This window comes from Streptomyces sp. NPDC002577, assembly GCF_053594815.1.
Genome location: NZ_JBSFWK010000010.1, coordinates 230,076 through 255,850, shown reverse-complemented (window position 1 = coordinate 255,850; position 25,775 = coordinate 230,076). Strand labels below are relative to the sequence as shown.

The following is a 25,775-nucleotide window of genomic DNA, read 5'->3' as shown; positions in this document are numbered from 1 at the left end:
GCGCCCGGCTTGCATCGGTTCATGACGATTGACATTTACTGGCAATCCGGGGCGAGCCGGGTGGTCGGAGCAAGATCTTCATCGGCCTCCTAGGAGGCGGTGGGGTTCCAGTCGCCCAGCCAGTCGGCGACCTCCTGGCCGGCGGCCTGCGCGTCCGTCAGCTGTGGGCGGTCGCTGCTCGCGGCGCCCGAGCCGGGGCCGGTGTTCTTGTACTCGGCGAAACGGTCGTCCTTCCAGGAGAAGCCGCCCATGTCCGACCACGGCGTGGACTTGACGGCGCTGCTGAGGGTGGAGTTGCGGACGGTCGTCTGCGGGTCGAGGGACGCGTCGCCGCCCGCGTGCCAGTTGCGGCCGAGGTAGCAGCTCCCGGCGGACACGTCGCCGTTCACCGTGGAGTTGGTGATCAGGAAGCCCTTGCGGTCGGCTGGGGTGCTCGGCGCCGTGACGTAACCTGCCGAAGTGCCGTCCCAGCGCTTCTTCAGGGTGATCACGGAGCGGTCGATGACGGCGCTGGCCCGGCCGAAGACGAAGTCGACGTTCCCGACGACGTAGGAGTTCGTGACATACACCCGGCCGAGCTTGTCCGCGCCGGCGGTCTCCAGTTCGAGGGTGTCCTGGTCTCCCGTGATGATCACACTGTCGAGAAAGACCTTGTCGGCGGCGGTGCGCAGGGCGACGGCCTGGTGTCCGGACGTGCCCTGGTTGGCCTTCTCGTCGAAGTCGTTGGAGACCGTGAGATTGCGAGCCTGGAAGTCGTCGGCCTCCGCCGCGACGGTCGCGCTGCCGGGCGTGCCGTAGGTGCCCCCACCGGGCTTGGCGGTGCCGGCTGAGTTGTTGTAGACGATGACGGTGTCCTTGCGGCTGCCGCCGGTGCCCTGGAGGGTGACGTGCGGCTTGGTGGACGGGATCTTCACCGTCTCCCGATAGGTGCCGGGCTTGATGGAGATGACGACCCGTGAGGTGTTGTTCGCCGGCACGGCGTCCACGGCGGCCTGCACGGTCTCGTACTGGCCGGAGCCGTCCTTGGCCACGGTGAGTGTGGTCGCCGCAGCGGCGGCGGTCGTGGTCGTGGTCGTGGTCGTGGTCGTGGTCGTGCCGATGGTCGAGCGGGGTCCGGCACCCGACTTCACCTTCGACGGGACGTCGGCCGCGTTGTCCAGGGTGTAGCTGTAGTACGTCTTCGGGTCGAAGGCCGTGCCGCCGCTCTCGTTGCGGCCGCTGGTGCCGGAGAACACGTTGCCGCGCTGCACGATGCTGGCCGTGCTGTCCTTGATGACCGGGTTGTTGAAGCCCTGGAAGTAGCTGTTCTCCAGGACCATCTTGGTGTTGCCGCGGGAGTAGTTGCCGTAGGACGAGGTGATGTCCGTGCCCGGATCGTCCTGCAGGTAGTTGTTGTACAGATGCGCGTGCGCAGCATTGTCGGTGGACGGGTTGCGCTGCTCGGTCTCGTGGAACCAGTTGTGGTGGACGGTGATGTCGGTGACGACGTTGTCGGTCCAGCCGATGCCGAACGCCTTGTTGTCGTTGCTCAGTCTGTTCCAGGACACCGTCACGTACGTGGAGTCCTTGCGGACGTCGATCAGGCCGTCGGCCATGTGCCGCAGGTCGTTGTGGTCGATCCAGACGTGGTGCGCGCCGTCCATCTGAACGGCGTCGAAGTCGTGTTCCTTGTCGTTCCAGACGCCCTGGTAGGAGTCCCGGATCGTCAGGTTGCGGATGATGACGTTGTGCACGCCCTGGCCGAGGAAGAAGCCGCCGCCGACGATGTGTCCCGATGTGCCCGAGCCGACGATCGTCTTGTCCGAGGCGACCTTGATCTCCTTGCCCACGGGGTCCATGGTGATCGTCGCGGCCACGACGATGACGTAGGGCTCGGGGGCCGTGGCGTACTTCTCGAGGTCGGCGAGGGTCTTCACGGTGACGGTCTTGCCGTCCCGTCCGCCGTAAGTGCCGTTCTGGCCCAGCGCGTCGACGGAGGCGAAGCCGTCGGCGACGTCGCCGGTCCAGGCAGCGGCGGTGGTCGCCGAGGCTTTCGGCTGCGCGTCCTCGCCGAAAAGGCCGAAGACAGTGCCGTACGAAAGGCCGACCGCGGCGACCAGCGCCACCGGCACACCGAGCCTCAGGCCGAGCCTGCGCCTGCGGTGCCGCGCCTTGTGCTGAATGCTTTCCATAGCGTCGTCTGCCCTGCTGTGTAGTGGGGGGTGCTGACGCAGGGCAGTCGCCGCTGGGGCGTGGACAGGTTGCCGCTCAGGCCGCGGCCGTGGCCTCGGACCGGTGAGCGTCGTGGAGCACTCGGCAGACTTCGCTCACGACCCTGCGGTGCAGCGGAAGTGAGATGTGGCCGACGGCCCGTACCGGAATGTTGCTGGTTCGCAGGTCGGGATGGGAAAGCCTGGCACTGGCCGTGGGGATGACCAGCTCGTCGAGATCGCTGTGGAACGCCACGAAGCGGGTCGCGCATCCGGGAGCGGGCTCCGCGAGCTCGGTGAGCAGGTCACTGCCCGGCCTGAGCTGCCGTATCACCGGGTGCGGCACCGGCAGCATGGCGACGAGCGTGCCGTGATGGGGCGCCCCGAGGGTGACCAGTGTGTCCACGCGCGCGTGGCCGCCCAGACGCTGCACGTAGTAGCGGGCGATCAGGCCGCCGAGGCTGTGGCCGATCACATGGACGCGCTCATGGCCTCCGCGCTCGCACAGCCGCTCCACCTCCTCGGCCAGCCTCCGTGCGGCGCTGCGGACGTCGGTGGTGAGCCAGCTGTAGTTGGGCACGGCGACCTGTCGGAACCCCGCCCGGCGCAGGTCCCTCCGGAGAACGTGAAAGATCGCCCTGTTGCTGCTCATCCCGTGCACCAGCACGACGGGGATGTCGTCGGCAGCGGCCGGTTCACGGAGCGGACGGGGCCGCGGCGTGGCGTCTGCGTCGTCCGCGGGCTGAACGGACCGGAGGCCGTCGGTTGCCCCGTCCTCGCCGAGACCGAACGGATACAGCGCCAGCGCCGTGGTCATCGCCGCCATCTCCACGGCCGCGGCGCACACGGCTCCGGTGAGGACGCGGAGCGGGAAGGAGCTCATGGCGCGGGGGTACAGGCAGACGGGGGCACGGCGTCGGCGGCGCCCGCGGCGGTGATGCCGCGGAGCGTCTGTCCGTCTCGCGTGCTGGGGCATGCGAAAAGAAGCATGGGGCGTCTCCCTGCTGCCTGTCGGATGGGGTGCCTGGTGCGGGCCGGGACCGGGAACGGGCCGGCCGCGCGAGGGGCATGTCTCCGAGCCGGAGCCTTCTGGTTCCGTGCGCGTCGCCAGGACGCGGACGAGGAACGGCTGGGCGGCGACGGGTCAGGGTGCCCCGCTGATGTTCACGTTGCGCTCGGGGGTCCACCGGGCACAGAAGAGGACTCACCCTCTGGCCGCGACGGTTCCGCTCGAGCAGGTTGCGAGGACGTTAGCCACGGGTTTCAGGCGTCTACAAGGAGTCGTGATCCACCTCACGCGACGGGATTATCGCTATGTCCGAATTGGTACTTGGCATCCGTTTGCAGCGCCACGTTGTGGAGTGGGTCGCAGGCCGTGTGTCACCGCTCCGACGGCGGACTCATGGCATCCGGCGACTGCCGTCGAGTGTTCGCCCGGCGGCCGCGCGCTGTTCATGCTCACGTCAGCCCTTGGAAGGGGGGTGATCAAGCGCCCGGCGGCACAATCCGCCCGTGACCGAACACCCCGTTCCTCTGCCGCCGGAAGCGGCTCCTTCGGAAGCCGCCGCCTGGCTCTCCTCCGACGCCGATCGATGGCGCGCCCTGCGGCCCGGTCTGTGGGCGCATCCGTTTCCGGCCGTGCTCGCCCTCGCACTCGCGTGCATGGCGGCGCTCCAACTCGGCGGGGATCATGCGTACCTCTGCGATGACAGAGGCCCGTGCACGTCCGGGGGGCTCGGCACGGTCACGGTGGCGCTGATGGTCACCGTGCTGTACCGCGGCATCTGGCGGCTGCCGCTGCCCACTGCTGTGGTCCTGCCGCTCCTGGCCGTGTGGGTGCTCGTCGAGACGGACACGCCCCCCGTTGCGGGCGTCGCCGTGGCCGTCGCTGCCGGCTACGCCTGGCTCGGCTGTCTGCGACGGCTCGCCGCCGGGCGCCGGCAGCGGCAGCTCGCGCTGGAGATCGCGGGCCCCGGTCGGCATCCACTGCCCGAGGCTGCGAAGGCACTCGAGGCCGACGGCGATCACCTGGGCTGCGGCACGGTGATGGCCTTCGCCGTCGTCCTCGTCCTGGTGCTCGGCCCGCTCGGCGTCCCGCCCTTGCGGGACGCCGGGTTCCGGCAGGCGATCGTGTTCGTCGGGACCATCGTCGCCTGCCTGAACGGGGCGTACTACGTACGCGACCGGCGCAACGCCGCCACGCTGCGCCGCGGCCCGCTGCCCGCGCTGCGTGTGCTGGTACGCGAAGGCGGCGGTCACAACGACCGGCGCACGTATGTCTTCCCTGCCGACGACCTGGCAGGCCGCCGCCCGGTCCTCGGCTGCTACACCCGACTCGCCGGCAGCGAGTTCAAGGCCCCCGTACACAATCGGCTGCGCGAGGCACTGCTGTTCGGCCCACCACACCCCGGCGGCGGCCTCGTCCTCGTCTCGTCGGACGGGCGGGAGACCCCGCGGCTGTGTGTCGAATACGCCACCGGGTCGGTGCGCCAGGAGCCGCCGATGGAGCGGCCCGAGCAACCCCAGCCCGGCACCGCCCCGGTGAGCTGGGGACCGGGAACCGGAAACCGGCTGTTCGCAGCCGTCCTCGAAGCCGCGGTGATCGCCGGCGTGGCCACTCTCTCGGTTCGTTTCGGCGTAGTGCCCTTTGCGTACCGCGTGTGGCTCGCCGTGGCCGTCCTCGGCGCGACGTACCACGTCGCGACCCTGTTCAGCTGGCGTGTCACGGCTGACGGTTCGGGCCTTTGGGTGGTCAGAATGCGGCGGATCAAGCACGTGCCCTGGGGCGAGCTCACCCGTGTCTGGCTGAGGAACCGGGGGTTCAACATCCACTACTCCGGTGACCGAGACCGCGGCATGGAGGTCTACGGCGTCGTCGCCCCGACCTGGCTCAATCGCCGCTTCCGCCGGAGGCCCGAGGCGCTACGGGCCGTCGACGCCATCCGCGCGATGCAGGCCGACCCCGCGCTGCGCCCCACCGAGGAGAGCACCCCCGAGAGCAGGGGCAGGCCGGTGGGCATACCCCTGCTCGTCGTCCATGCGGTGGCAGCGCTGGTACTGCTTGTGTTCGGCTGATCGGCGCATCCGCTCAGGGCGCGGGGACGAGGCGCAAGGACGGTTGGCGGAGTCCTCGTCGGATGCGGCCCCGAGGGCGTTGTCGGTGGCTCCCTCTAATGTGGTGATCACTGCTGAACGGCGGTGGAAATCCGCTGGTCAGCGGCTGATTCTGCATGGGGTGGACCGGTGCGCCGGTGGACGTGGAAAGGGTGGGGCGATGCGGCGTTGGGAGTATGCCGAAGCGGGCTCGTCGAAGTTCTGGGAAGCCGAGGCCGAGGGAGCCACGGTGACCGTTCGGTACGGGCAGTGCGGCACCGAGGGGCGGACACAGGTCAAGGAGTGCGCGTCTCCTGAGGAGGCGGCAGTACATCTGCGGAAGAGCATCGCGGCCAAGGAGCGCAAAGGGTATCGGGAGGTCGGTGCGGCTTCTCCCGCCACAGAGCAGGGCACACCGGTGGCGGACGCGGGTGAAGCGGGGTCCCCGGGCGGCGAGCCGGTGGCCGACGAGGACACCTTCGTGCTGCCCAGCGCCTGGCGCCGGCACGTCCACCCCCGGCGGGGCGGCATCCGCCGCAAGCCCGCGCCGCCGGTCAAGGGTGCGGCCTGGGAAGCGGACCGACGCCTGCGCCACGAGGCAGGCTGGGTGCAGGAGTTCCTGACCAGCCCGCTCAGTGACGCGGGCCTGGTGGAGGCCGCCGTGGCGCATCGCGGCGGGGCGACCGACCCGGTGGGCGCGGCGGTGCTGGCGGCCACCTCCGAGATGGCGTGGTCAGGCGCGGCGTGTGCGGACGCCTGGGTCGAGACACACGGACTCGGCTTCGCCGCCCTGGCCACGGTCGAGTTGTTCGAACTCGATGTGCACTACTTCCAGCGCGGTGTGAAGCGGTCCGATCCGCATGTCAACCGGCTACCGGACGACGGATTCGCGCACGGCGCGATCAGGATGCGCGACGTGGCAAGCCGCGTACGGGCACTGCTCGCGGCCACCGACGAGGACACCTACCGCTCGGTGGTCTCCGCGCTCGCCAGGCGGCGGCGTGACGGCGCCCGCAGACGCATCGTCGTCTCGTATCTCGTTCCCAGTGAGCAGGAGTGGGTGGCCGAGTGCTGCGCCGACCCGGAGGCCGGCCGTCAACGCGACGCGACTTTGCGGTCGATGCTGTTCTGTTCTCTCAATGACCCAGCCCAGGTCGAGCAGTTGGGCGGAACCGCCGACCTGGGCTGGAACGGGTGGCCGATGGCGACGGTCGCAACGGTCGCCGACGGCATCGGCAGCGCCGTGGCACCGCTGGTAGCCGAGCAGCTCACCGCTTCGTACGTCTCCTCGGATGCCGTCAAGCAGGTGAGCGGAGTCCTGACCGAGATCCCCACCGATGAGGCGTTCGGTCTGCTGCTGTCCCGGCTCAACGACAAAAAGGTGCAGTCCGCGGTGGCCCAGGCGGCCCGCCGCTTCCCGGTGCGCGCACTGCGGATGCTCGGCGAAGCTGTCGCTGCCGGCGCTCCCCACGCCGAACGCGCCTGCCACGCGCTGCTGGTGCACGTGTCCTCCCATCGGGAGCTGGCAGAGGAGACGCTCCCCTCACTCTCACCGGAGGCGGCGTCCGTCGTCGAACCGCTGCTGCGGCCCCGGGACCTCGTACCGGACGCGCCGGCCGCGTCCCTGCCCGAGCTGCTCACCAGCCCGCCCTGGACCCGGCCCCGGAAGACCGGCAGGGCGAAGACGGTCGCCGGCCTCACGGCGGTCCCCGGAACATCGGTGGCGTGGCTGCCCGGCGAGCAGCGGACCTGGGCCGAAACCCCCTCCTGGCAGCGCAGTTGGGCCGGGACGAAGCAGTGGTCGAGTGATCCGGAGGTCCTGCTGCGCCCGGTCCGCAACGACGGGATCGGCTCACTCGGCGTGTTCCTCAGCGAACCCGAGGACCTGGTCCGGCCGCTGCTGGACGAGTGGGATCCGACGGACCACCTGTGGGACGGCGAGGCCGCGCTCAAGCCGGTCGTGGCCCGGTTCGGCACGGACGCACTGGGACTGGTGCTGCGCGTCGCCCCGAGCCAGCCCTCTTCGCTCGCCCCGATGCTGCTGCCGTTTGTGAGCGTGGAGGTAGCCCGGCTGATCGCCGAGTGGGCGGTGCGGCTCAAGTCGACGAGGACGACGACTCGTTCCTGGTTCGACCGGAACGGTGAGGCGGCCGCCGCGCTGCTGGTGCCGGACGCCGTGGGCCGGGCGGGCACCGCCCGCCGCTACGCCGAGCAGGCGCTGCGCACCGTCGCGGCTCTGCACGGCGAGCAGGTCGTCCGCACCGCCGCTGCCGGGTACGGCGCTGAGGCCGCCGAGGCGGTCGGAGAGCTGCTCTCGGCCGACCCGCTCGAGACGGCACTGCCGGCGAAGCTTCCCGAGCCTGTCGAGTGGGCCGACCCGGTGCTGCTGCCGCAGATCCTGGTGCACTCCGGCGGTGCGCTGCCCGCCGACGCCACGCGGCACGTGGTGACCATGCTCGCCATGTCGCGACCCGGCGAACCGTACCCAGGGCTGGCGACGGTGCAGGAGTTGTGCGCGCCCCAGCCGCTGGCGGAGTTCGCATGGGCCCTGTTCGAACAGTGGCGATGCGCGGGCATGCCGAACAAGGAGAGCTGGGCGCTGACCGCGCTGGGCGTGCTCGGCGACGACGAGACGGTGCGCCGTCTCACGCCGCTGGTGCGGGCCTGGCCGGGCGAGGGCGCGCACCACCGCGCGGTGGAGGGGCTCGACGTACTGGCAGCGATCGGTACGGACGTGGCGCTCATGCACCTGCACGGCGTGGCGCAGCGCGTGAAGTTCAAGGCCCTCAAGGTCCGCGCGCAGGAGAAGATCACGGAGGTGGCGGAGAGCCTGGGCCTGACCGGCGAGCAGCTCGCCGACCGGCTGGTGCCGGACTTCAGCCTGGACGCGCGTGGCTCCACGGTCATCGACTACGGCAGCCGTACGTTCACCGTCGGCTTCGACGAGCAGCTGCGGCCCTACGTCCTGGACGCGGACGGCAAGCGCCGCAAGGACCTGCCGCAGCCGGGCGCACGGGACGACGCGGAGCTGGCCCCCGCCGAGCGCAAGCGGTTCATGGCGCTGAAGAAGGACGTGCGCACGATCGCCTCCGACCAGGTGCGACGGCTGGAGGCGGCCATGGTGCAGGGCCGTTCGTGGTCGGCGGCCGAGTTCCGCGAGCTGTTCGTCAAGCACCCCTTGCTGTGGCATCTGGTGCGGCGCCTGGTGTGGCTGAGCGCGTCGGAGGGGACGACGACCGCGTTCCGGGTCGCCGAGGACCGTACGTTCGCGGACGCCGACGACACCATGTTCACACTGCCTGACGCGGCGACCATACGGATAGCGCACCCACTGCACCTGGCAGGCGAACTCGACGCATGGGCCGAGCTGTTCGCCGACTACGAGATCCTGCAGCCTTTCCCGCAGCTCGGGCGGCCGGTGTTCGCGCTGACCGAGGAGGAGGCCGCCGGCGGGCGTCTGGAACGGTTCGAGGGATGCACCGTGACGACGGGCAGGCTCGTCGGTCTCGAACGCCGCGGCTGGCAGCGCGGGGAACCACAGGACGCGGGCGTCGAGCGCTGGCTCTCCAAGCGGCTCGCCCCCGACCGCTATGCGGTGATCGCCCCCGACTACGGCATCGCCGTCGGCTACTTCGAGCCCGCGTCCGAGCAGAAGCTGGAGACCGTCTGGCTCGACAGCCAGCCGAACGACTACTGGCCGAGCCGGCCTCACACCTTGCGTTTCGGGGAGCTCGACCCGGTGGCCGTGTCCGAGCTGCTCGCCGATCTGACGGAGCTGACGACCCGGTGAGTACTGCACCTACGAAGAACACGACCGAGGGTGCCGTCCGCGAGCCCGTGGATGCTCGCGAGGGGGCCGAGGTTCAGCGCCCGCCTGCCGAGGTGCGGTATGCCGACGAGCTGGCCGCGCTGCGCGCCGACGACAGCGGGCCGCGGCCGCCGGGCTGGGAGTTGAGTCTGCGGGCGGCGCGCCGCTTCATCGTCGGCGACGAGAGCGCCGGCATCGTCCGCAAGTTCGTCGGGAACGCGTCGCTCGTCGAGCGTGCCCTGGTGACGCTTGCGACCAACCGCGGGTTGATGCTGGTCGGCGAGCCCGGCACCGCCAAGTCCCTGCTCTCCGAGCTGATCGCCGCCGCGGTCAGCGGCACATCGACGCTGACGGTGCAGGGCGGCGCCGCCACCACCGAGGACCAGATCAAGTACGGCTGGAACTACGCGCTGCTCGTTTCCGAGGGCCCCTCGCGCCGGTCCCTGGTCCCGGCGCCCATGCTGCGCGGCATGGCGGAGGGCCGCATCGTCCGGTTCGAGGAGATCACCCGCTGTCCGCTGGAGGTGCAGGACTCGCTGCTGTCCCTGTTGTCCGAGCGTGTGGTGGCGATCCCGGAACTGGAGGGCGCGGACGGCATGGTGTTCGCCCGGCAGGGCTTCAACGTGATCGCGACGGCCAACACGCGGGATCGCGGTGTGAACGAGATGAGTGCGGCCCTCAAGCGCCGCTTCAACTTCGAGACGGTGTTCCCGATTCCCGATCTCGACACCGAGCTGGCACTCGTGGAGGCCGAGGCGAGCGTGCTGCTGCGGCGCTCCGGCGTGGACGTATCGCCCGACCGCGACGTACTGGAGGTCCTCGTCACCACCTTCCGTGAACTTCGCGCGGGCACGACCCGCGAGGGCGAAGCGATGGACCGGCCGTCGGCGGTGATGAGCACCGCCGAGGCCGTCTCCGTCGCTCACGCGGTGGGCGTGCGCGGCTGGTTCCTGCGCGGTGAGCCGGGAAGCGCCGCCGACGTGGTGGCCTGCCTGGCGGGCACGGTCGCCAAGGACAGCCCGGAGGACCTGGCCCGGCTGCGCCGCCACCTGGAGCAGCGGGTTCGGCGCCGCCGCAGCCCGCAGTGGCAGGCCCTGTACGACGCGCGCCATCTGCTGGACGGCTGACATGCCCGCCGTGTTCCTGGGGGTGCGCCACCACTCCCCCGCCTGCGCCCGGCTGGTCGCTTCGACCATCGAGCGGTTGCGGCCCGCGTACGTGCTCGTCGAGGGCCCGTCCGACATGAACGTCCGCATCGACGAGCTGCTCCGAAGGAGACGATCGAGCGTCTGGAGCGCGACGCCGTCGAGCGCTACGGCATCCAGGAGATCGTGACGGACCCGGCGGTTCTGGAGCGGGTCGAGCCCAGCCCGACCCTGCTGCGTGCCGTGCTGCGCACGAAGCACCTCATGAACCCGGAGGTGCTGCGGCTCGCGCGGCGGATCGTGGAGAGCGTGGTGAGGCAGCTGATGGAGCGTCTGAATCCTGAGATCCGCAAGGCCTTCTCGGGTACCCGCTCGCGCCGCCCGAGCCGACTGCCCCTGGCACGGAACTTCGACTTCCGGGCCACAGTGCGCGCCAATCTCGCTCACTACCAGCCACTCGAGCATCGTCTGCTCATCGAACGCCCGCACTTCCACTCCCGCACCCGACGTCATCTCGAGCGCTGGCAACTGGTGCTGCTCGTCGACCAGTCGGGGTCGATGGCCGGTTCGGTCATCCACTCCGCGGTGACCGCCGCCTGCCTGTGGGGACTGCCCGGCCTCAAGACCCATCTAGTGGCCTTCGACACTTCCGTCGTCGACCTGACCTCCGACGTGACCGATCCGGTGGAACTGCTCATGCGCGTCCAGCTCGGCGGCGGGACGGACATCGCACGGGCCGTGGACTACGGCGCGGGCCTGATCGAGAACCCCCGCCGCTGCGTCTTCGCCGTGATTTCCGACTTCTACGAGGGCGGCGACCGGTTCCGGCTGGTGCGGACGGTACGGGCACTGGTGCAGCAGGGCACCACGGTGCTGGGCCTCGCGGCGCTCGACGAGGAGGCGAACCCGGACTTCGACCGAGAACTCGCGGGCCGCCTCGCGGAGGCCGGCGCGCATGTGGGAGCGATGACGCCTGGCCAGCTCGCGGGTTTCGTCGCGGAGAGGCTGGGACAGTGACCACAAGCACACCGATCGACAGTACGGCGGCCACACCCCTGCGTAAGGACCTGCTGGCCCTGACACCCGACACGCTCGCCGTGCTCGCCAACCGCGGCCTGGTGCGCCGGGCCGCCAAGGAGCTCGAGGCGGGCTCGGTCCCCGAGCTCGGCACCGCGCCGGACGGCAGCGTGGAAGCACGCTTCGCGGACGGTACAGAGACCCGGCTGGCGCCCGGAGCGTCCTTGGACACCGGAGTGTGCGGCTGCGACGCGACGGGGGTCTGCCGCCACCTGGTGGGTCTGGTCCTCGCCTACCAGCGGAGGGCGGACGCCCCGCCTCCCGAGGCGGCCGCGGACAACTGGTCACCGGGGGACATCGACGACGCGGCACTCGCCGCGGCCGTCGGCGCGCGCGCCCTGGCCGCCGCACGCCGCACCGCCCGGCGCGGCGCCACGGTCCGCGTCCACCGGCCGACCACTCAGGATCCGGTTCCCTGGGTCGAACTGCCCACCTGCACGGTGCGTTTCCCGGTGCCCGGCGAGGCCGCGCACGCACTGACCGACGCGCTCGACGCGCTGCGCGGCGAGATGCTGGCGCTCGCGATCTGGGCGTTCCGCGCCGCCGACACGGCCGACGCGGAGGCACCGCTCGTCCTGGTCGCCCTCCAGGAACCCGGCGCACCCGACGTCCCGGATGCCGTACAGCTCCGGGACCAGAACAACCAGCCTCAGAAGCAGGCGCCGACCGCGCCCCCGCCCCCGCGTGCGTCAACCGCGTCCCTCCAGCGGGCCGTCGACCTCGCCGATGAACTCCTCTGGGAAGGCATCGTCCACTCCGGCCCGGTCCAGCGGGCGACGCTGCGTCGCATCGGCCAGCTCCTCACCACGGCATCGCTGCACTGGCCCGCGGCGGCAGTCGTGGATCTCGTGGACCAGTTGGGCGCCTACTCGGGACGCAGCGCGCTGCACCGGCCGGACGAGGTGGCGGCACTTCTCGCCGAACTGCACGCCCGCCACCGCGCTTCCGGGCATCCGGAGGTGCTCGGCTCGCAGGAGTCCGCCGAGACGCCGCTGCGGCGGGTCCGGCTCACGGCCCTCGGCTGCCGTGTCTCCGGCAGCCCGGAACGTCCCATGGCCGAGTTGTACTTCGCTCACGCGGCCGCGGGAGTCGTCCTCGTACTGCGCAAGGACTGGCCCGACAGCGCGCACCGAAACACGGCGCCACCTCCCGCCGGTCCGCTCCGGGCCAGTCCGCCCCAGGCGGGCGGGCACCAGCCACTGCCGCCTCCAGGTCCCGCCCTGGCGTCCCGGCGCCTGCTGGGCACCACGCTGTCCGCGCTGGCCACGGGCAATCTGGTCAGCGAGACCGCACGCCGCACGCCCAGCCGGAGGCTGTCGCTGACCCGTGGTCGCCTGGCCGCCACCACGGTCACCCCGGTCGGCCGTGCCTGGTCGGAGCTGCCCGAGCCCCTCCTCGTCCGTGATGTCGCGCAGTACACGGCATCGGCCGGCGGACGGCCGCCGCGGCTGATCCGGGCACGGGTGGAAGCGGAGTCGGTGCGGGTCGTGGAGCTCTCGAAGGTCGAACGGATCGGCTACGACCCGGCCGAGCAGCGCCTGGAGGCGGACGTCCGGGACGCCACCGGCCATCGGGTGCTCGTCCACGCCACCCACAACCCCCTGTGCCCCAACGCTCTGGACGCCCTCGCCGAGGCCCTCGCCAGGGACGACGTGCAGTACGTGAGCGGAGCTCTGGACCATGCCCAGGGCCGGCTCTGTATCACCCCGTTCGCCCTCCTCGGCCCTCGCGGAGTGCTCGTCCCCGACCTGACGGTCGCAGCTGCACCGTGTGCGCTCCCGCCCACCGAGCCCGCCCCGCCCGACCTCACGGCCTGGGCCCTGGAAGCGGCCGTCACCGCTCTCGCCGACGCGGCCCACCACGGCCTGCGCCACCTCCCCCGCTCGGCACTCGACAGGGTCCACCAAGCCGCGGACCATCTGACCCGCGCCGGTCTCTCCGAGTCGTCGGCACGGTTGAGAGCGCTCCTCGACGCGCTGCGGCATGAGGACCGCGACACGGCAACGAAGGCCTGGACCGACGCCTGCATACGCCTGCACGTCGCCACCGAGCTCACGGCTCAGGAGCGACGTGCTCAGGAGTGACGCGCTCAGGAGTGACGCGCTCAGGAGGACCCACCACGGGACCCGCCACCCAGCAGTGCAGGGTGGTACGGCGTGCCGGTGAAGGCCGCCGTACCACCCTGAGCCGGCAGACAGCCGTCCCGCCGGCTGCCGTGCGCCGGCTCTCCTCGGCGGTTCGGGGGTTCTACTTGGCGTACATCAGCGTGCCGAAGCCGAGCTGGTCGTAGCCGCCGCTCGTGGAGCCGTAGTCACCGCCGCCGCCCTCGGGAGCGACGAGGTTGTAGTACATCTGCGAGATGTACGTGTCGTCCAGGTACAGGCGCCGGTTGTAGTGGAAGTGGAGCATGGCCCACACGGGGCGGATCTGGCCGCGGGACCCGGAGCCGAGCACCGTCTGCGACTGCTGGGAGCAGTTCGTGCCGCTGCCCCAGGTGTAGGTGGTGAACGGCACGTCCAGGCCGATGTTGTACTTGGCGACGTACTGGGCCGCCTTGAAGAACCTCCTGCTGTCGTAGCTGTACAGGTCGTCGCCCTGGTTCCAGGCCATCTCGCAGATCGCGCCCATCTGGCCCATGCCCATGATGGTGTGGCCCTGGTCGCGGCCGGACTCCTGCCACTGGCCGAGGTCGTAGCCGTCGGAGTCGGTGTAGAGGTACGGCACCGCGTGCTGGATGGAGCCGTTGCCGGCGCCGGTCTTGAAGTAGTTGACGGCCTGGTCGTACTTGGCGCCGTCGTCGGTGAGGATCCCGATGGCCAGGACCGAGGCCATGTTGCACAGGTCCCAGTTCGCCCAGTAGTTGGTGATGCAGGCGCCGTTGTGGTTGGTCAGGAAGTCGTTGTTGAGCGGGTAGAAGACGTTGACCATCATCTCCTGGAAGGCGGCGAGGTCGAACCCCGCGTAACCGCGCATGAGCTCGGCGGCCTGGCAGAACTCCCAGCCGTAGATGCCGGCGGCGAGGAACCGGTCGGCGTTGCCCTGGATGGAGGTGAGGGTGTTCGCCCAGGCGTTGAGGATGTTGACGGCGCAGTCCGCGTTGGCGCTGGTGCCGCCGACGACCCAGCGCAGCGCGTTCTGATAGGCGGCGGCGATGTCGTTGTAGAGGATGCCGTAGTTCTCGGGGTAGCCCGATCCGCGGTAGACGATGGCCTGCGGGTTGGGCGTCCAGGTGGACGCGGAGTGGGAGTTGGCGACCAGCTTGTTCCAGCCGGACAGCCACGGGTCGGTGCCCGCGGCGACCCTGACCTTGGCCCGGTTGATGTCGCCGGCGTTGTGCAGCATGCCGGGGTGGGTGAAGGTCGCGGGCGCGGCGTCCGCGGTGCCGCCGGTCAGCGCCGCGGTGGCGCCGCCGACGGCGAGGGCGGCGGTGAGACCGCCCGCGGTCCGCAGGAGACCGCGGCGGCTCACCTCTCTTTGCAGGTTGTTCGTGTGGGGGTATGTGCGGCTCATTGCTGTGCATCTCCAATCCCGCTGGAGGATTTATGTGGGGGTGATGCTCACCTCGCTGAACTGCGTGGTGCTGCGGGCCAGGGGTGTGCGGGAGCACACCACGAGACCCACGTAGTAGGGGGCGTCACCGAAGCCGGGGATCTCTCCCGCGGCGACAGATGTCCAGGTGGCGCCGTCATCGATGGAGACGGCTGCGCTGAAGGCGGTCCCGGTGCGCTTCAGTCGCAGCAGGGTCGGGATCGCGACGGTCCCGGTCCCGGAGAAGGCCGAGGCCCCTGCCACGGTCTTGCGGAGCATCAACTGCGCAGTGGTCCCGCCCGTGACGATCGCCCCGGCCGCCTGGTCGAACGGCGACAGGGACTTGGCCATGAGCAGCCCCACCCGGTCGCCGGTGGCGCCGTCGCGTGAGACGAGCCGGGCGGTGATCTCGCAGTCACCGGTGACGGGCTGCCGTACGAACTGGCCCGTCATCCCCTGACCGTTGACGGTGAGATCCGTGCCGGCACCACGCACGACGAAGGTCCCGTCTTCGTACGCAGTGCTCCCGGGGGTGCGGATGGCCACGACTCCGAAGGTCCCGAACGCCCGGTCGTCGAAGACCACGTCGCCGAGGTCGCCGTACGTCCAGGGGTCCGGCGGAGGCGTGCCGACCGTCAGGGTGAGGGTGGTGTCCGTTCCCGTACCCGCCGCGTTGCCCGCGGTGGTGGTGACGGTGAACTCGCCGGTCTCATTGGGCGTTCCGGAGATGAGCCCGGTGCGCTTGTCGATGCGCAGGCCGTCCGGGAGACCGTCCGCGGTGAACCGTATGGGCTCGTGCGAGGCCCTCAGCAGATGGCGGAACGCGACGCCCTGGTTCGCGAACGCGGTGGCCGCGGACGTGATCACCGGCACGGAGGGTGTCGGCATCGGTGCGGAGGCGGACTCCGAGAGCGGGCCCCGTCCGCCGCAGTGCGTCTTGGCGACCGCGTAGTGGTACGTCGTACCGGGAGTCCCGGTCGCGTCCGCGTACTGGATGCGGGTCCCGAAGCCCACCGCGCCGACGCCGGTCGCGACGGTCACGTAAGGCCCGTCGGCGTCCGTCGCCCGCAGCACCTTGTACCGCGCCGAGAGGTCCGGGTCCGTCCAGGCCAGCTCGACGGCGTCGGCTCCCGCGGTCGCCCGCAGATCGGTCGCGACACGCGCCGGGCGCGGCACCGACCAGACCTCGCCGGACGAGGAGGAGATCACGCTGACGTTGTCGAAGGCGCCGGTGCCCGTCTCGGCGTAGTCCTCGTCGACGCCGAGGCAGGAGGTGAGGACCAGGCCCGCGTAGGCCGTGTGCCCCAGGTCGACCTCGGTGGTGCCGACTTCGGTCCACCGGATGCCGTCCGGGGAGATCGCTCCGGTGCAGCTCTTGCCCTTGCGGGTGACGCGCACCCAGTACGGCATCCGCAGCCGGTAGCCGTCGCCCGCGCCCTCCACATACGGAGCCTCGAGCGGGGTCGCCGACTCGGGCAGGGTGCCGAGACTGGAGATCGGGAAGGCGGCGGAGGTGGTGATGGCCTGCTGCTGGGACGGCGGTACCGGCGTGCTGCCGGTGGCGGAGATGTCCGCCCCGGTCGAGGGGCGCACGGTCCACACGCCGCTCCAGGTGTGCAGCGGCAGGCCCTGGATCAGCATCGAGGCGTGGGCGGCGCCGGCGTCGAGGGAGTCCCGCAGGGTGACGCCGATCTTGGAGTACTGCGAGCTCAGCGGGTACACGATGCGCGCGGTGACGGTGCCGTCGCCGTTCAGTGGCAGGTGCACCAGCCGGTAGGTGTCCGCGGTGCCGCTCGCCTCCACGACGAAGCGCTCGCCGTCGAAGAAGGCGGAGCCGGGGATCTTCACGTCCCCCACGTCCTGGGTCGACCAGGGCTCGGGGAGAACGGCGGTCGCCGAGACCCACGCCGAACTGTCGCTCTCGCCCTGGGAGTTCGAGGCGCTGACCGTGTAGTAGTACCTCCGGCCCCCGCGCGGGTCACTGTCCGTGTACGTCGGCTTGTCGATGCCGGACGCGACGGTCTCGTACTCCTCGTCGGGGCTGGTCGCCCGCCGGACCGTGTAGCCGGTCGCCCACGCGGACGGCAGCCAGGACACGGTGACTGCGCCGTCCGAGCCCACCGCCGTGACGCCCGTCGGAGCCGTCGGCACGCTCGGCGAGGGAGCCGTCGTGCCGGCGTAGGCGAGGGTGCCCCAGCTCGGCAGGTCGTCGTTGCTGCCCTCCACCACGCGGGCACCGCCGGTGCCGCGGAAGACCGCGTTCTTCGTGTACGGGGCGTCCAGGCCGCGTACGCCGGCGTAGTGCGCGTAAGCCATCTCGTAGATCGGCGGCAGGTTGCCGCGGCCGGTGGCCGAGACGGTCTTCTTGATGTACTTGCCGGTGCGGTCGAGGTCGGGGGTGAAGGGGACGTCGCCGCCGAGGTTGTAGCGGGCTGCGTACTCGAAGTTGGCGAGGATGCGGTTGTCGTCGAAGCCCCACAGGTCGACGCCCTGGTTCCAGGCGACCTGCGCCGCGTCGGCGAGCAGGCCGACGGCGAGCTGCTCGTGGCCCTGGTCGCGGCCGCTCTCCTGGCCCTGGCCCGCGTCGGTGACGATGCGGTGCGGGACGCTGCCGTTTCCGGCGCCTGCTGCGGCGAAGCGCAGGGCGTCCTCGAAGAGCGTCCACTCCTCGCAGAACACGCCGATGGCCAGGATGGACTGAACGGACGTCAGATCCCAGTTGCCGTTGGCGTAGAGCATGTAGCCGGAGATCGCCGGATACCAGACGTTGAGGAACGAGTCCTCGCAGCGCGCGATGTCCGCGTCCGCCCAGCCGTCGTAGTCGCTGTGCCGCAGCAGTTCGGCCGCGTTGACGAACTTGAAGGCCTGCAGGCCGGCGCCGAGCGGGCCGTCGGCACCGGTGATCCCGGTCAGCGAGGACGACCAGGCGTTGAGGATGTCGCGTGCCTTGTCGGCGTTGGCGCGGTTGCCGGTGACGCACCACATGAGGGCGTTCTGGTACGCGGCCGCGGAGTCGGCGACTGCCTGGTTCTGGAAGTTGGTGGGACCGCGGCCCCAGGTGGTGATCTGGCCGGTGTTCTGGATCGCGTACGTGGCCTTCGACCGGGCATGCGCCGCGAACGCCACGTATCCGTCGTAGACGGGCGATTCCTGCGCGGCGATCGCGGCTTTCATGCGCGCGAGGTCGGCGGTGCTGTGCAGCAGTCCGGGGTGCGTGAAGGCCCGAAGGGCGGCCTTGTCGTCCTGGGCCCACGCCGCCGTGGCGGAGGCGGACAGCAGTCCGCCTCCGGCCACGGCCACGAGCCCCGCCGCGCCGAGGAAGGACCGTCGGCTGAGAGGAAGCACGGGTGACTCCATGGTTCAGAAGTGCCGCATCACGGGTGCTGGATGGTGAGCGTGAGGGTCTGCGTCGCGGTGCCCACGCTGTTGGTGGCCGAGACGGTGACGGTGAAGTCGCCGATGTTGTCCCTGGCGGTCCCGGAGATCAGACCGGTGGCGGTGTCGATGTCCAGCCCCTTCGGCAGCCCGTCGGCACTGAACGACGTCGGCAGCGCGGAGGCCGTGATCAGGTAGTTGAAGACCTGGTTCTTGGTGGCCGTGGCCTCGTCCGGGCTGGTGATCGCGGGCGCGTCGGCGGACGTGGCCTCGGTGGAGTTCAGGAACCGCGGGTTCAGCACGTGCTCGTTGGCGTAGGCCGGCATCATGTCCGTGAACTTGTACCAGCCGGGCTTCTTCATCCCGTTGCCGATGAACTTGCCGTTGATGACGAGGTTCTGGAACGTGACGTTCTTGATCGCGTGGTCCGCGTCGTAGCCGACCATGATGGACGGGTTGGCGTGCGTCCCGTTGTACGACAGGTTCTTGATGTACACGCCGTCGATGCCCCGGCCGACCGAGGTGTTGTACGACTTGTTGAACATCACCCGCATATTGATCAGCTGACCCCAGCGGAAGTCCTCCACCCGGATGTCCTGAGCGCGGACGTTGCTCACCAGGTTGCTGTCGCCCGGGTTGAGCGCGATGCAGCCCTGGTAGTCCATCTGCGGTTCGCGGTGGTCCAGGATGTCGATGTTGCTGAAGACGAGGTTCTCGATGGTCTCCGGGTTGTCGGTGTTGCCGTGCGTGCCGACGTTGATCGGGTGCGCGACGTCCGCCCAGAGGGTGGAGTTGCGGACGGTGATGTTGCGGCAGTCGCCGTAGTAGTCCCAGCGGTGGGCGTAGATGGCGATGCAGTCGTCGGCGTTGCGCATCCACACGTTGTCGATGAGGACGTCCTCGCTGGAGAAGACGTCGATGCCGTCACCCCACTGCCCGTGGCTGTAGGAGTGAAAGTTGCGGATGGTGACCTGCTTCGACTGGCCGATGGTGGCCGCGTAGCCGCTGCTCGGGTTGAGCACCATGATGCCGTCGATCTCGATGTTCTTCGAGTACTCGACGAGGACGCCGTTCGCCGAGTTGTACAGCACGCCGCGGCCGCGCAGCCGGGCGTTCTCCACGTTCTGGAACGCAACCCGCGACGTCAGCACTGCGCCGCCGGCCAGGTAGACCGTCTTGCCGCTGGGCACGTTCACCACGCCGCCGGTGGTGTTGTGCAGGCCCGGCCCGAAGTAGATGACGTCCTCGTCGTCGGGGTCGGGCACATGCGTCTCGATGGGGTTGGCGTGCAGCTGCAGGTTGTTGAAGATGTCGCCGTCGGCCTCGATGGAGAGGTTGCGCGGCTCGGTGAGGGTGAAGCTCACCGTGGCGCCGTCCACCGTGAACTGGGTGTTGTACGACAGGGGGCGGATCCGCGCGGCGCCGATGGCGCCCTTGGACGAGGTGACGGCGACCTCGACGGTGCCGTCGAAGTCGAACGTGGCGACGGAGGAGTTGTAGACCGGACCGCTGCCCGTGTTCGCGTCGATGAACTTCGCTCTGGCGCGGTAGACGGGCACCGTCTGCCAGTCGCCACCCGGCGTACGGGCCTTGACGGAGTAGCTCGAGTTGGTCGGGACCCCGCTCGGGATGGGGTACACCACCAGCTTGTCGGGCGCTCCGGACGCGTCGTCGGCTCTCGCGGTACCGGCCGCCGCGCCTATCAGGGAATACGCCGCGGCGGTGGCACCCGCGGCCTGGAGAAGAGTGCGCCGGGTCAGTCCAGTGCCCTGGGTGTCGTTCATGGAGGAGTTCCTTCACACAACGGGAGATGAGAGATGAGCTGGTTCTGCGTGGGGCGGGAGGTGGAGGTCCTGCTTCGAGCTGTACGAGATGTCGGCCAGGTGTCGGCACTGCGACGGCGGCCGGCCGGCTAGGCAACCGGTTGCCGTGCGATGGGGCAGAGCTTCTTCCTGTCCGGAAACTGCGTCAAGAGTCTTGACGAACTTTCGAAAAGACTGAGTAACCTCGTCGTCATGAGCCGAAAGCCCGGCGGGTCACTGCGGAGCCTGCGGCGATCGAACGAAGAGCAGGTCATCGCCCTGCTGATGGCCCGAGGTCCCTTGCACCGGGCCGAGTTGGCACGGCAGGCGGGCGTTTCCCGGACCACGGTGTCGACGATCGTCAGCGAGCTTCTGGCACGTGGCCTGATCACCGAGTCCGACGACGAGCCGGACGATCTCGACGGCCGGGCCGGAAACCGGTTGTCCGTCAACCCGCGGGCGGCCGTCGTAGCCGGGATGAACCACACCTTCGACGGCGTCTGGGTTCACCTCAGCGACCTGGCCGCACGGGAGATCGCCAGCTCCGGGGCGCCCCTCGCCCCCGGCACGGGGCCGGCCGAGCGCATCGAGACCGGCGTGTCGATCCTCCAGCGGCTCCTCGACACGGCAGCTCTGGAGAGACAGCAGGTCATCGGCGTCGGCGTGGGTGTGCCGGGACCCGTCCACCGCGGGACCGGAGTCGTCGGAGTGTCCCTGCCGGGCCAGCCCTGGTCCCATGTGCGCGCTGCCGAGGAATTGCGACGGGCCCTCGGCCTGCCGGTCGTCGTGGAGAACAACGCCCGCCTCGAAGGCGTGGCCGAGGCCCGCTGGGGCGCCGGCCGCGGTGCGGCGAACCTCTTCTACTTCGGCCTGTCCAGCGGCATCGGCTCCGGGCTGATCCTCGACGGACGGCTGTACCGCGGAGCCGTCGGCGCCGCGGGCGAGCTGGGCCATGTGTCGGTGGATGTCGACGGGCCGCCCTGTCCGTGCGGCAACCGGGGCTGCCTGGTGCTGCGGGCCGGACTTCCGGCCGTGCTGGCCGCTCTGCGCCCGGCTTCGGGCACGGAAACGGGCCTGGACGAGATACTTGCCCGCACCGCTGCAGGGGACCGCGTGAGCGAAAAGGTGTTCACCGATGTGGGCACCGTTGTCGGCCAGGTCCTCGCCAATCTGTGCAACCTCCTCAACCCCGAACGCATCGTGGTGGGCGGCGAACTGTCCCGGGCCGGTGAGGTACTCCTCGCCCCGATGCGGGAGGCAGTACGCCGCCACGCCCTGTCCCTCGTCCGGGATGTGGACCTCGTACCCGCCGAGCTGGGGCTCGGCGCACGCGTCGGCGCGCTCGGCGGTGCCGCTCTGATCCTCAGTGAGACACCTGACCTGGCCGCCGCGCTCAACCGCATGAACGGAATCGCCTGAAACCGCTGCCGCCATCGCTGCCCAGGCCGGCGGACCGGTCACCCGGACCGGCGGGGGCTGGGCAGCCGACGGACAGCACTCCAGACCGGCCGCCCGCTCGCGGCGCTGCGCCTGGGCACGGCCGTGCCTGCGTCACGGGAGCGCCAGGTAACCGATTACGAGAAAGCTCCGATCCGCATCAGCGCCAGTGCCGGCGGTTCGGACCGCCCTCAGCTCCGGCAAAAGGCCCGAATACGGCGCTCCACCAGCCACGACCTCGACATACGCCCCCGCCCCCGTCCACGGGAAGCCCACACCCCGCGATCGTTCACGCTCATTGACCGGCGCTTCGCATCAGACCTACGGTAGAAGACGCTTTCTGAAACGTTTCCGAGTGCCTCAGGAGAGTCATGCCCAGCGCCAAGCCGCCGAGGGCCGTGTTCGCCATGGATCCGGTGCACCTCCCGCTGCTCTTTCCTCCGCCGCTCATGGCACGGCTCCAGGAGCTTGCCGAGGTCGACACCTCGCTCGTCGTACGGGACTTCACCGAACCGTCTGCCGCCTCGGCACTTGCCGGGGCCGAGGTGCTGATCACCGGCTGGGGCTGTCCCCACCTGGACGCGGACGTCCTCGCCGCCGTACCGCAGCTGCACACCGTCCTGCACGCCGCGGGCTCCGTCCGCTCGCTCGTCGGCGAGGCCCTGTGGGCGGACGGGGTGACCGTCTGCAGCGCGGTGACAGGCAACGCGCTGCCGGTCGCGGAGTACACGCTCGCCATGATCCTGCTCGCCGGGAAGGACGCCTTCGCCCACCGCGAGCGCTTCCGGGAGACCCATGCCTACCCGTCCCCCGCCGAGACCGCGGACACGGGCAACCTCGGCCGCCGCGTGGGAGTCATCGGCGCCTCACGCGTGGGCCGCCGGCTCCTGCAGCTGCTGCAGCCGCTCGATCTCTCGGTCGCGTTGTACGACCCCTACGTGGACGCCGGCGAAGCGGCCGCCCTGGGCGCCGAACTGCTGTCGCTGGAGGACCTGTTGCGCGGCAGCGACATCGTCAGCCTGCACGCTCCCGACATCCCGGAGACCTACCGCATGCTGGACCGCGACAGGCTCGCCCTCATCAGGGACGGCGGGATACTGATCAACACCTCCCGCGGCGCCCTGGTCGACCCGGTCGCGCTCACCGACGAGCTGGTCGCCGGCCGCCTCAGCGCGGTGCTGGACGTCACCGAACCCGAGCCGCTGCCCACCGGATCCCCGCTGTACACCCTCCCCAACGTCTTCCTCACACCGCACATCGCGGGCTCGCTCGGCAATGAGCTGGAACGCCTCGGGCGCATCGTCGTCGAGGAACTGGAACGCCTTGTCGCGGGCCTGCCGCCCGCCCACGAGGTACGGCACGCGGATCTGACGCATGTCGCCTGAACCTCGCGCCGGCACCCCGCTCTGCCCTGGTGAAACGATGGGATACGGTTTCAGCACCGGCGATGGGCGGGCCCCTGGCCTGTCCGGTGCAGGAGTCGTCACGGTGAAGGAGCCGCTACGGTGAGTGAGCGCAAGGCGTCGGCCGAACCCGGGCGAGCGACCATCCGGGACGTGGCGGAGCGGGCGGGGGTCTCGGTCGCCAGCGTGTCACGCGTCCTGTCCGGCAACTACCCGGTGTCGGACGAACTGCGCCGCCGGGTGATGAAGGTCGTACGCGACCTGGACTACGTCACCAACGCCCACGCCCGCTCGCTGGCCGGCGGCGGCACACCCACGGTGGCGATCCTCCTCGACAACATCACCGGCGCCGCGTTCGCCCACGTCGCCAAGGGGGTCGAAGGCGCCGCCACCCTGCGCGGCTGGCTTTCCCTGGTGGGTACGACAGGCAACGACCCCGAGCGGGAACTCGCTCTCGTCAATCTCATGCGTCAGCAGGGCGTCGCCGCGGTGGTCCTGCTCGGCGGCGCCTACGACCACGACGACTACCAGCTGCGCATGGCCCGGTTCGCCCGCTCCCTCGACGCGGCCGGCTCCCACCTCGTGCTGGTGGGCAGGCCTCCCCTGGAGGGCACCGTGCCGGCGACGACGGTCGACTACGACAACGAGGGCGGCGCCTACGCGATGGCCAGCCATCTGCTGTCGGCCGGTCACCGCAAGGTCCTCGTCCTGCCCGGAAACGCCGAGTTCAGCACCGCACAGGGCCGGCTGAAGGGCGCCCGGCGCGCCTTCGAGGCCTACGGCGTGCCCTTCGACCCGGGCCTGGTGCGGCGCGGCCCGTACGACTACGAGCACGGGTACGAGGCCGTCGAGGAGTGCCTACGCGACGGGCTCGACTTCACCGCGGTGCTCGCGGGGACCGACGTGGTCGCCGCGGGCGCCATGCAGGCACTGCAGGCGGCGGGGCGCAGGGTGCCCGAGGACGTGTCGATCGTCGGCTACGACGACATCCCGCTGGCCTCCCAGCTCACTCCCCGGCTGACCACTGTTCACGTGCCGTACGAGGAGATGGGCCGCGTCGCGCTGCGCGCGGTGGCCGAGCGGCGCGAGAGAGGCGCCGGCCGCCGCAAGGGCAGCGACGGCGACCACCTGGTGCTGGGCACGCATGTCGTCGTACGGCAGTCCGTCCAGCCTCCCGCGGTGCCTTAGGGCCTGTTCTGAGTTCCTCTCATCCCGGCAGTCGTAGCGCCTGATGACGTCTGTTACGTAAGCGGTTTCGACCATGTCCTGAAGCACCGTGCATCGTCCGTCCGGCGCCATGGATATCCCCTACACGCCCGTGACCTGCACAGTCGTCTCGATGTGCCGATCAGGCGGGGCAGCAGCAGTGCGCAACATGCCGGACAATCCGGCGTAACAATTTGCCGTACGCCTCTTGCGTGATGCGCAGCCCGCCACCTACGTTTCACAGCAACCGTTTTCTACACCTTCCGCAGAGGTTCCGAGACGCGAGCCGACGGTTAACCCGCTCGCTGTCGCCCCACCGAACCGGCCCCCTCTTCCGCGATCGTCTACGTCCCTAAGGATGACCGTAAGATGAACTCCAGCAGCCCCCGGAGAAGGTTCGCCCACGTCGCCGTCGCCGGTATCGCGTTGACAGGTCTGCTCTCCGCGTGTGGCGGATCCGGCTCCGGAGAGTCCGAGTCCAAGTCCTCCGGCCCGGTCACCCTCGACTTCTGGGGCTGGGCCAACGGCCAGGAGGCCGTGGTCAAGGCGTTCAACGCCAGCCACAAGGACGTCAAGCTGAAGTACACCAAGGTGACCGACCAGCTCACCATGCAGAAGCAGCTGACGAACGCCGTCAAGGCCAAGAACGCCCCCTGCCTGCTGCAGAACACCGGCGAGTACGTGACGAGTTGGGTCTCGCAGGGCGCGCTGGCCGACATCACGAAGTACGTCGAGTCCAGCAAGGACAAGTTCAACCCCGGCTCGTGGGCCACCGGCCAGGTGCAGGGCAAGATCTACGGCGTCCCCACCAGCTCGGCGCCCGCCTTCACCATCTACCGCACCGACATCTTCAAGAAGTACGGCCTGGAGCCGCCGGCCACCTGGGACGACTTCATCGCCGCGGGCAAGGTCCTGAAGAAGCACGGCATCAAGCTCACCAACTACGCCGGTGAGGACCCGAGCACCCTGGAGGTGCTCGCCATGCAGGCCGGCGCGCACTGGTACGCCATCGACGGCAACTCCTGGCAGGTGAACTTCCAGGACGAGGGCAGCCTCAAGGCGGCGAAGGTGATCCAGGAGATCATCGACAACGACCTCAACTCCAAGCTCTCCTTCGCGGACTACGCGGCCGTGCAGCGCAACTACGACAACGGCGGCACCGCGACGCGGCAGATCTCCACCTGGCAGATGTCCGGCATGGTGCAGAACTTCACCAAGTCCTTCGGCGACTGGGCGCTGGCCCCCTGGCCGACCTACAAGGGCGAGGCGCCCAAGACGCCGGCGGGGACCAACCAGAGCGGAAACCTGACGCTGGTGAGCGAGCAGTGCAAGAACAAGCAGCAGGCCGCTGAGGCGGCGCTGTGGATGTCCACCGACGCCGGCGCGGTCAAGACCATGGCGAGCCCGGAGACCGGCAGCGGCGTGATGCCGGCGCTGGCCGACAGCGACTCGTACGTCTCCGAGGCGATCTCCGAGAAGCTGCTCGGCAAGAACTACGAGCCGGCCAAGAAGATCGTGACGGACAGCCTGGGCACCATCACCACCGACTGGACCTTCGGCCCGAACTGGACCGCGATGTTCACGGAGATGCAGGACGAGTGGGCCAAGGTGGTCAGCAAGAAGGAGAAGGTCACCGACCTGCTTGCGCACATGCAGGAGTGGACGGTCAACGACCTGAAGCAGCGCGGCATCAGCGTCAAGGGCTGAGGCAC

Annotated in this window: 15 protein-coding genes; 10 read left to right on the top strand and 5 right to left on the bottom strand. The window is 70.0% G+C overall.

Annotated elements, in window-relative coordinates:
* Positions 1–89: 89 nt before the first annotated feature.
* Together ACWD4J_RS17125 and ACWD4J_RS17120 are read right to left on the bottom strand one after the other, a co-directional pair.
* Positions 90–2,171 carry a pectinesterase family protein gene (locus ACWD4J_RS17125; protein ID WP_451396182.1) on the bottom strand — a complete coding sequence of 694 codons (2,082 nt, stop codon included), beginning with the start codon at positions 2,169–2,171 and terminating at the stop codon, positions 90–92.
* A gap of 76 nt (positions 2,172–2,247) precedes the next feature.
* A complete protein-coding gene (locus ACWD4J_RS17120) occupies positions 2,248–3,072 on the bottom strand; it encodes an esterase/lipase family protein (RefSeq protein WP_451396181.1) in 825 nt (274 codons plus the stop codon).
* A gap of 629 nt (positions 3,073–3,701) precedes the next feature.
* Between ACWD4J_RS17120 and ACWD4J_RS17115 the strand changes: the two genes are divergently transcribed.
* From ACWD4J_RS17115 to ACWD4J_RS17090, 6 genes are all read left to right on the top strand, one after another.
* Positions 3,702–5,264 (top strand): hypothetical protein, encoded by a 1,563-nt coding sequence (locus ACWD4J_RS17115; RefSeq protein ID WP_451396180.1) that lies wholly within the window; start codon positions 3,702–3,704, stop codon positions 5,262–5,264.
* 199 nt (positions 5,265–5,463) lie between these two features.
* Positions 5,464–9,072, top strand: coding sequence for a WGR and DUF4132 domain-containing protein (locus ACWD4J_RS17110; protein WP_451396179.1), 3,609 nt, complete (start codon positions 5,464–5,466; stop codon positions 9,070–9,072).
* A 47-nt stretch (positions 9,073–9,119) separates the two neighbouring features.
* Positions 9,120–10,217, top strand: a complete 1,098-nt coding sequence (locus ACWD4J_RS17105; protein ID WP_451396196.1) for an AAA family ATPase — start codon at positions 9,120–9,122, stop codon at positions 10,215–10,217.
* 1 nt (position 10,218) lies between these two features.
* Entirely contained in the window at positions 10,219–10,425 is a 207-nt protein-coding gene (locus tag ACWD4J_RS17100) for a hypothetical protein (RefSeq protein ID WP_451396178.1), read from the top strand.
* Positions 10,422–11,252 (top strand): VWA domain-containing protein, encoded by an 831-nt coding sequence (locus ACWD4J_RS17095; protein WP_451396177.1) that lies wholly within the window; start codon positions 10,422–10,424, stop codon positions 11,250–11,252. Before ACWD4J_RS17100 ends, ACWD4J_RS17095 begins: the two co-directional genes overlap by 4 nt.
* The gene (locus ACWD4J_RS17090; RefSeq protein WP_451396176.1) at positions 11,249–13,396 is read left to right on the top strand and encodes a hypothetical protein; all 2,148 of its coding nucleotides are present in this window, start codon (positions 11,249–11,251) and stop codon (positions 13,394–13,396) included. Before ACWD4J_RS17095 ends, ACWD4J_RS17090 begins: the two co-directional genes overlap by 4 nt.
* A 163-nt stretch (positions 13,397–13,559) precedes the next feature.
* Here the strand turns inward: ACWD4J_RS17090 and ACWD4J_RS17085 are convergent, their stop codons facing one another.
* From ACWD4J_RS17085 to ACWD4J_RS17075, 3 genes are read right to left on the bottom strand one after another with little or no spacing between them, the layout of a single operon-like run.
* Entirely contained in the window at positions 13,560–14,822 is a 1,263-nt protein-coding gene (locus ACWD4J_RS17085; RefSeq protein ID WP_451396175.1) for an alginate lyase family protein, read from the bottom strand.
* A gap of 30 nt (positions 14,823–14,852) precedes the next feature.
* Entirely contained in the window at positions 14,853–18,197 is a 3,345-nt protein-coding gene (locus ACWD4J_RS17080) for a putative Ig domain-containing protein (protein ID WP_451396174.1), read from the bottom strand.
* 17 nt (positions 18,198–18,214) lie between these two features.
* Positions 18,215–19,999, bottom strand: a complete 1,785-nt coding sequence (locus ACWD4J_RS17075) for a putative Ig domain-containing protein (RefSeq protein ID WP_451396173.1) — start codon at positions 19,997–19,999, stop codon at positions 18,215–18,217.
* Positions 20,000–20,230: 231 nt separating this feature from the next.
* Here ACWD4J_RS17075 and ACWD4J_RS17070 point away from each other — a divergent pair, with 231 nt between their 5' ends.
* The 4 genes from ACWD4J_RS17070 to ACWD4J_RS17055 all read left to right on the top strand — a co-directional run bounded on the left by ACWD4J_RS17070 (position 20,231) and on the right by ACWD4J_RS17055 (position 25,770).
* The gene (locus ACWD4J_RS17070; protein WP_451396172.1) at positions 20,231–21,436 is read left to right on the top strand and encodes an ROK family transcriptional regulator; all 1,206 of its coding nucleotides are present in this window, start codon (positions 20,231–20,233) and stop codon (positions 21,434–21,436) included.
* Between the two features lie 389 nt (positions 21,437–21,825).
* A complete protein-coding gene (locus tag ACWD4J_RS17065) occupies positions 21,826–22,839 on the top strand; it encodes a hydroxyacid dehydrogenase (RefSeq protein ID WP_451396171.1) in 1,014 nt (337 codons plus the stop codon).
* Positions 22,840–22,959: 120 nt separating this feature from the next.
* Positions 22,960–24,045 (top strand): LacI family DNA-binding transcriptional regulator, encoded by a 1,086-nt coding sequence (locus ACWD4J_RS17060; RefSeq protein ID WP_451396170.1) that lies wholly within the window; start codon positions 22,960–22,962, stop codon positions 24,043–24,045.
* Positions 24,046–24,432: 387 nt separating this feature from the next.
* Positions 24,433–25,770, top strand: a complete 1,338-nt coding sequence (locus ACWD4J_RS17055; RefSeq protein ID WP_451396169.1) for an ABC transporter substrate-binding protein — start codon at positions 24,433–24,435, stop codon at positions 25,768–25,770.
* Positions 25,771–25,775 lie beyond the last annotated feature (5 nt).

Excerpts from the sequence above, each read along its gene's own strand:
- ACWD4J_RS17125 (WP_451396182.1), bottom strand. The coding sequence starts at position 2,171 with ATGGAAAGCATTCAGCACAAGGCGCGGCACCGCAGGCGCAGGCTCGGC.
- ACWD4J_RS17120 (WP_451396181.1), bottom strand. The coding sequence starts at position 3,072 with ATGAGCTCCTTCCCGCTCCGCGTCCTCACCGGAGCCGTGTGCGCCGCG.
- ACWD4J_RS17110 (WP_451396179.1), top strand. The coding sequence starts at position 5,464 with ATGCGGCGTTGGGAGTATGCCGAAGCGGGCTCGTCGAAGTTCTGGGAA.
- ACWD4J_RS17100 (WP_451396178.1), top strand. The coding sequence starts at position 10,219 with ATGCCCGCCGTGTTCCTGGGGGTGCGCCACCACTCCCCCGCCTGCGCC.
- ACWD4J_RS17085 (WP_451396175.1), bottom strand. The coding sequence starts at position 14,822 with ATGAGCCGCACATACCCCCACACGAACAACCTGCAAAGAGAGGTGAGC.
- ACWD4J_RS17080 (WP_451396174.1), bottom strand. The coding sequence starts at position 18,197 with ATGGAGTCACCCGTGCTTCCTCTCAGCCGACGGTCCTTCCTCGGCGCG.
- ACWD4J_RS17075 (WP_451396173.1), bottom strand. The coding sequence starts at position 19,999 with ATGAACGACACCCAGGGCACTGGACTGACCCGGCGCACTCTTCTCCAG.
- ACWD4J_RS17070 (WP_451396172.1), top strand. The coding sequence starts at position 20,231 with ATGAGCCGAAAGCCCGGCGGGTCACTGCGGAGCCTGCGGCGATCGAAC.
- ACWD4J_RS17065 (WP_451396171.1), top strand. The coding sequence starts at position 21,826 with ATGCCCAGCGCCAAGCCGCCGAGGGCCGTGTTCGCCATGGATCCGGTG.
- ACWD4J_RS17055 (WP_451396169.1), top strand. The coding sequence starts at position 24,433 with ATGAACTCCAGCAGCCCCCGGAGAAGGTTCGCCCACGTCGCCGTCGCC.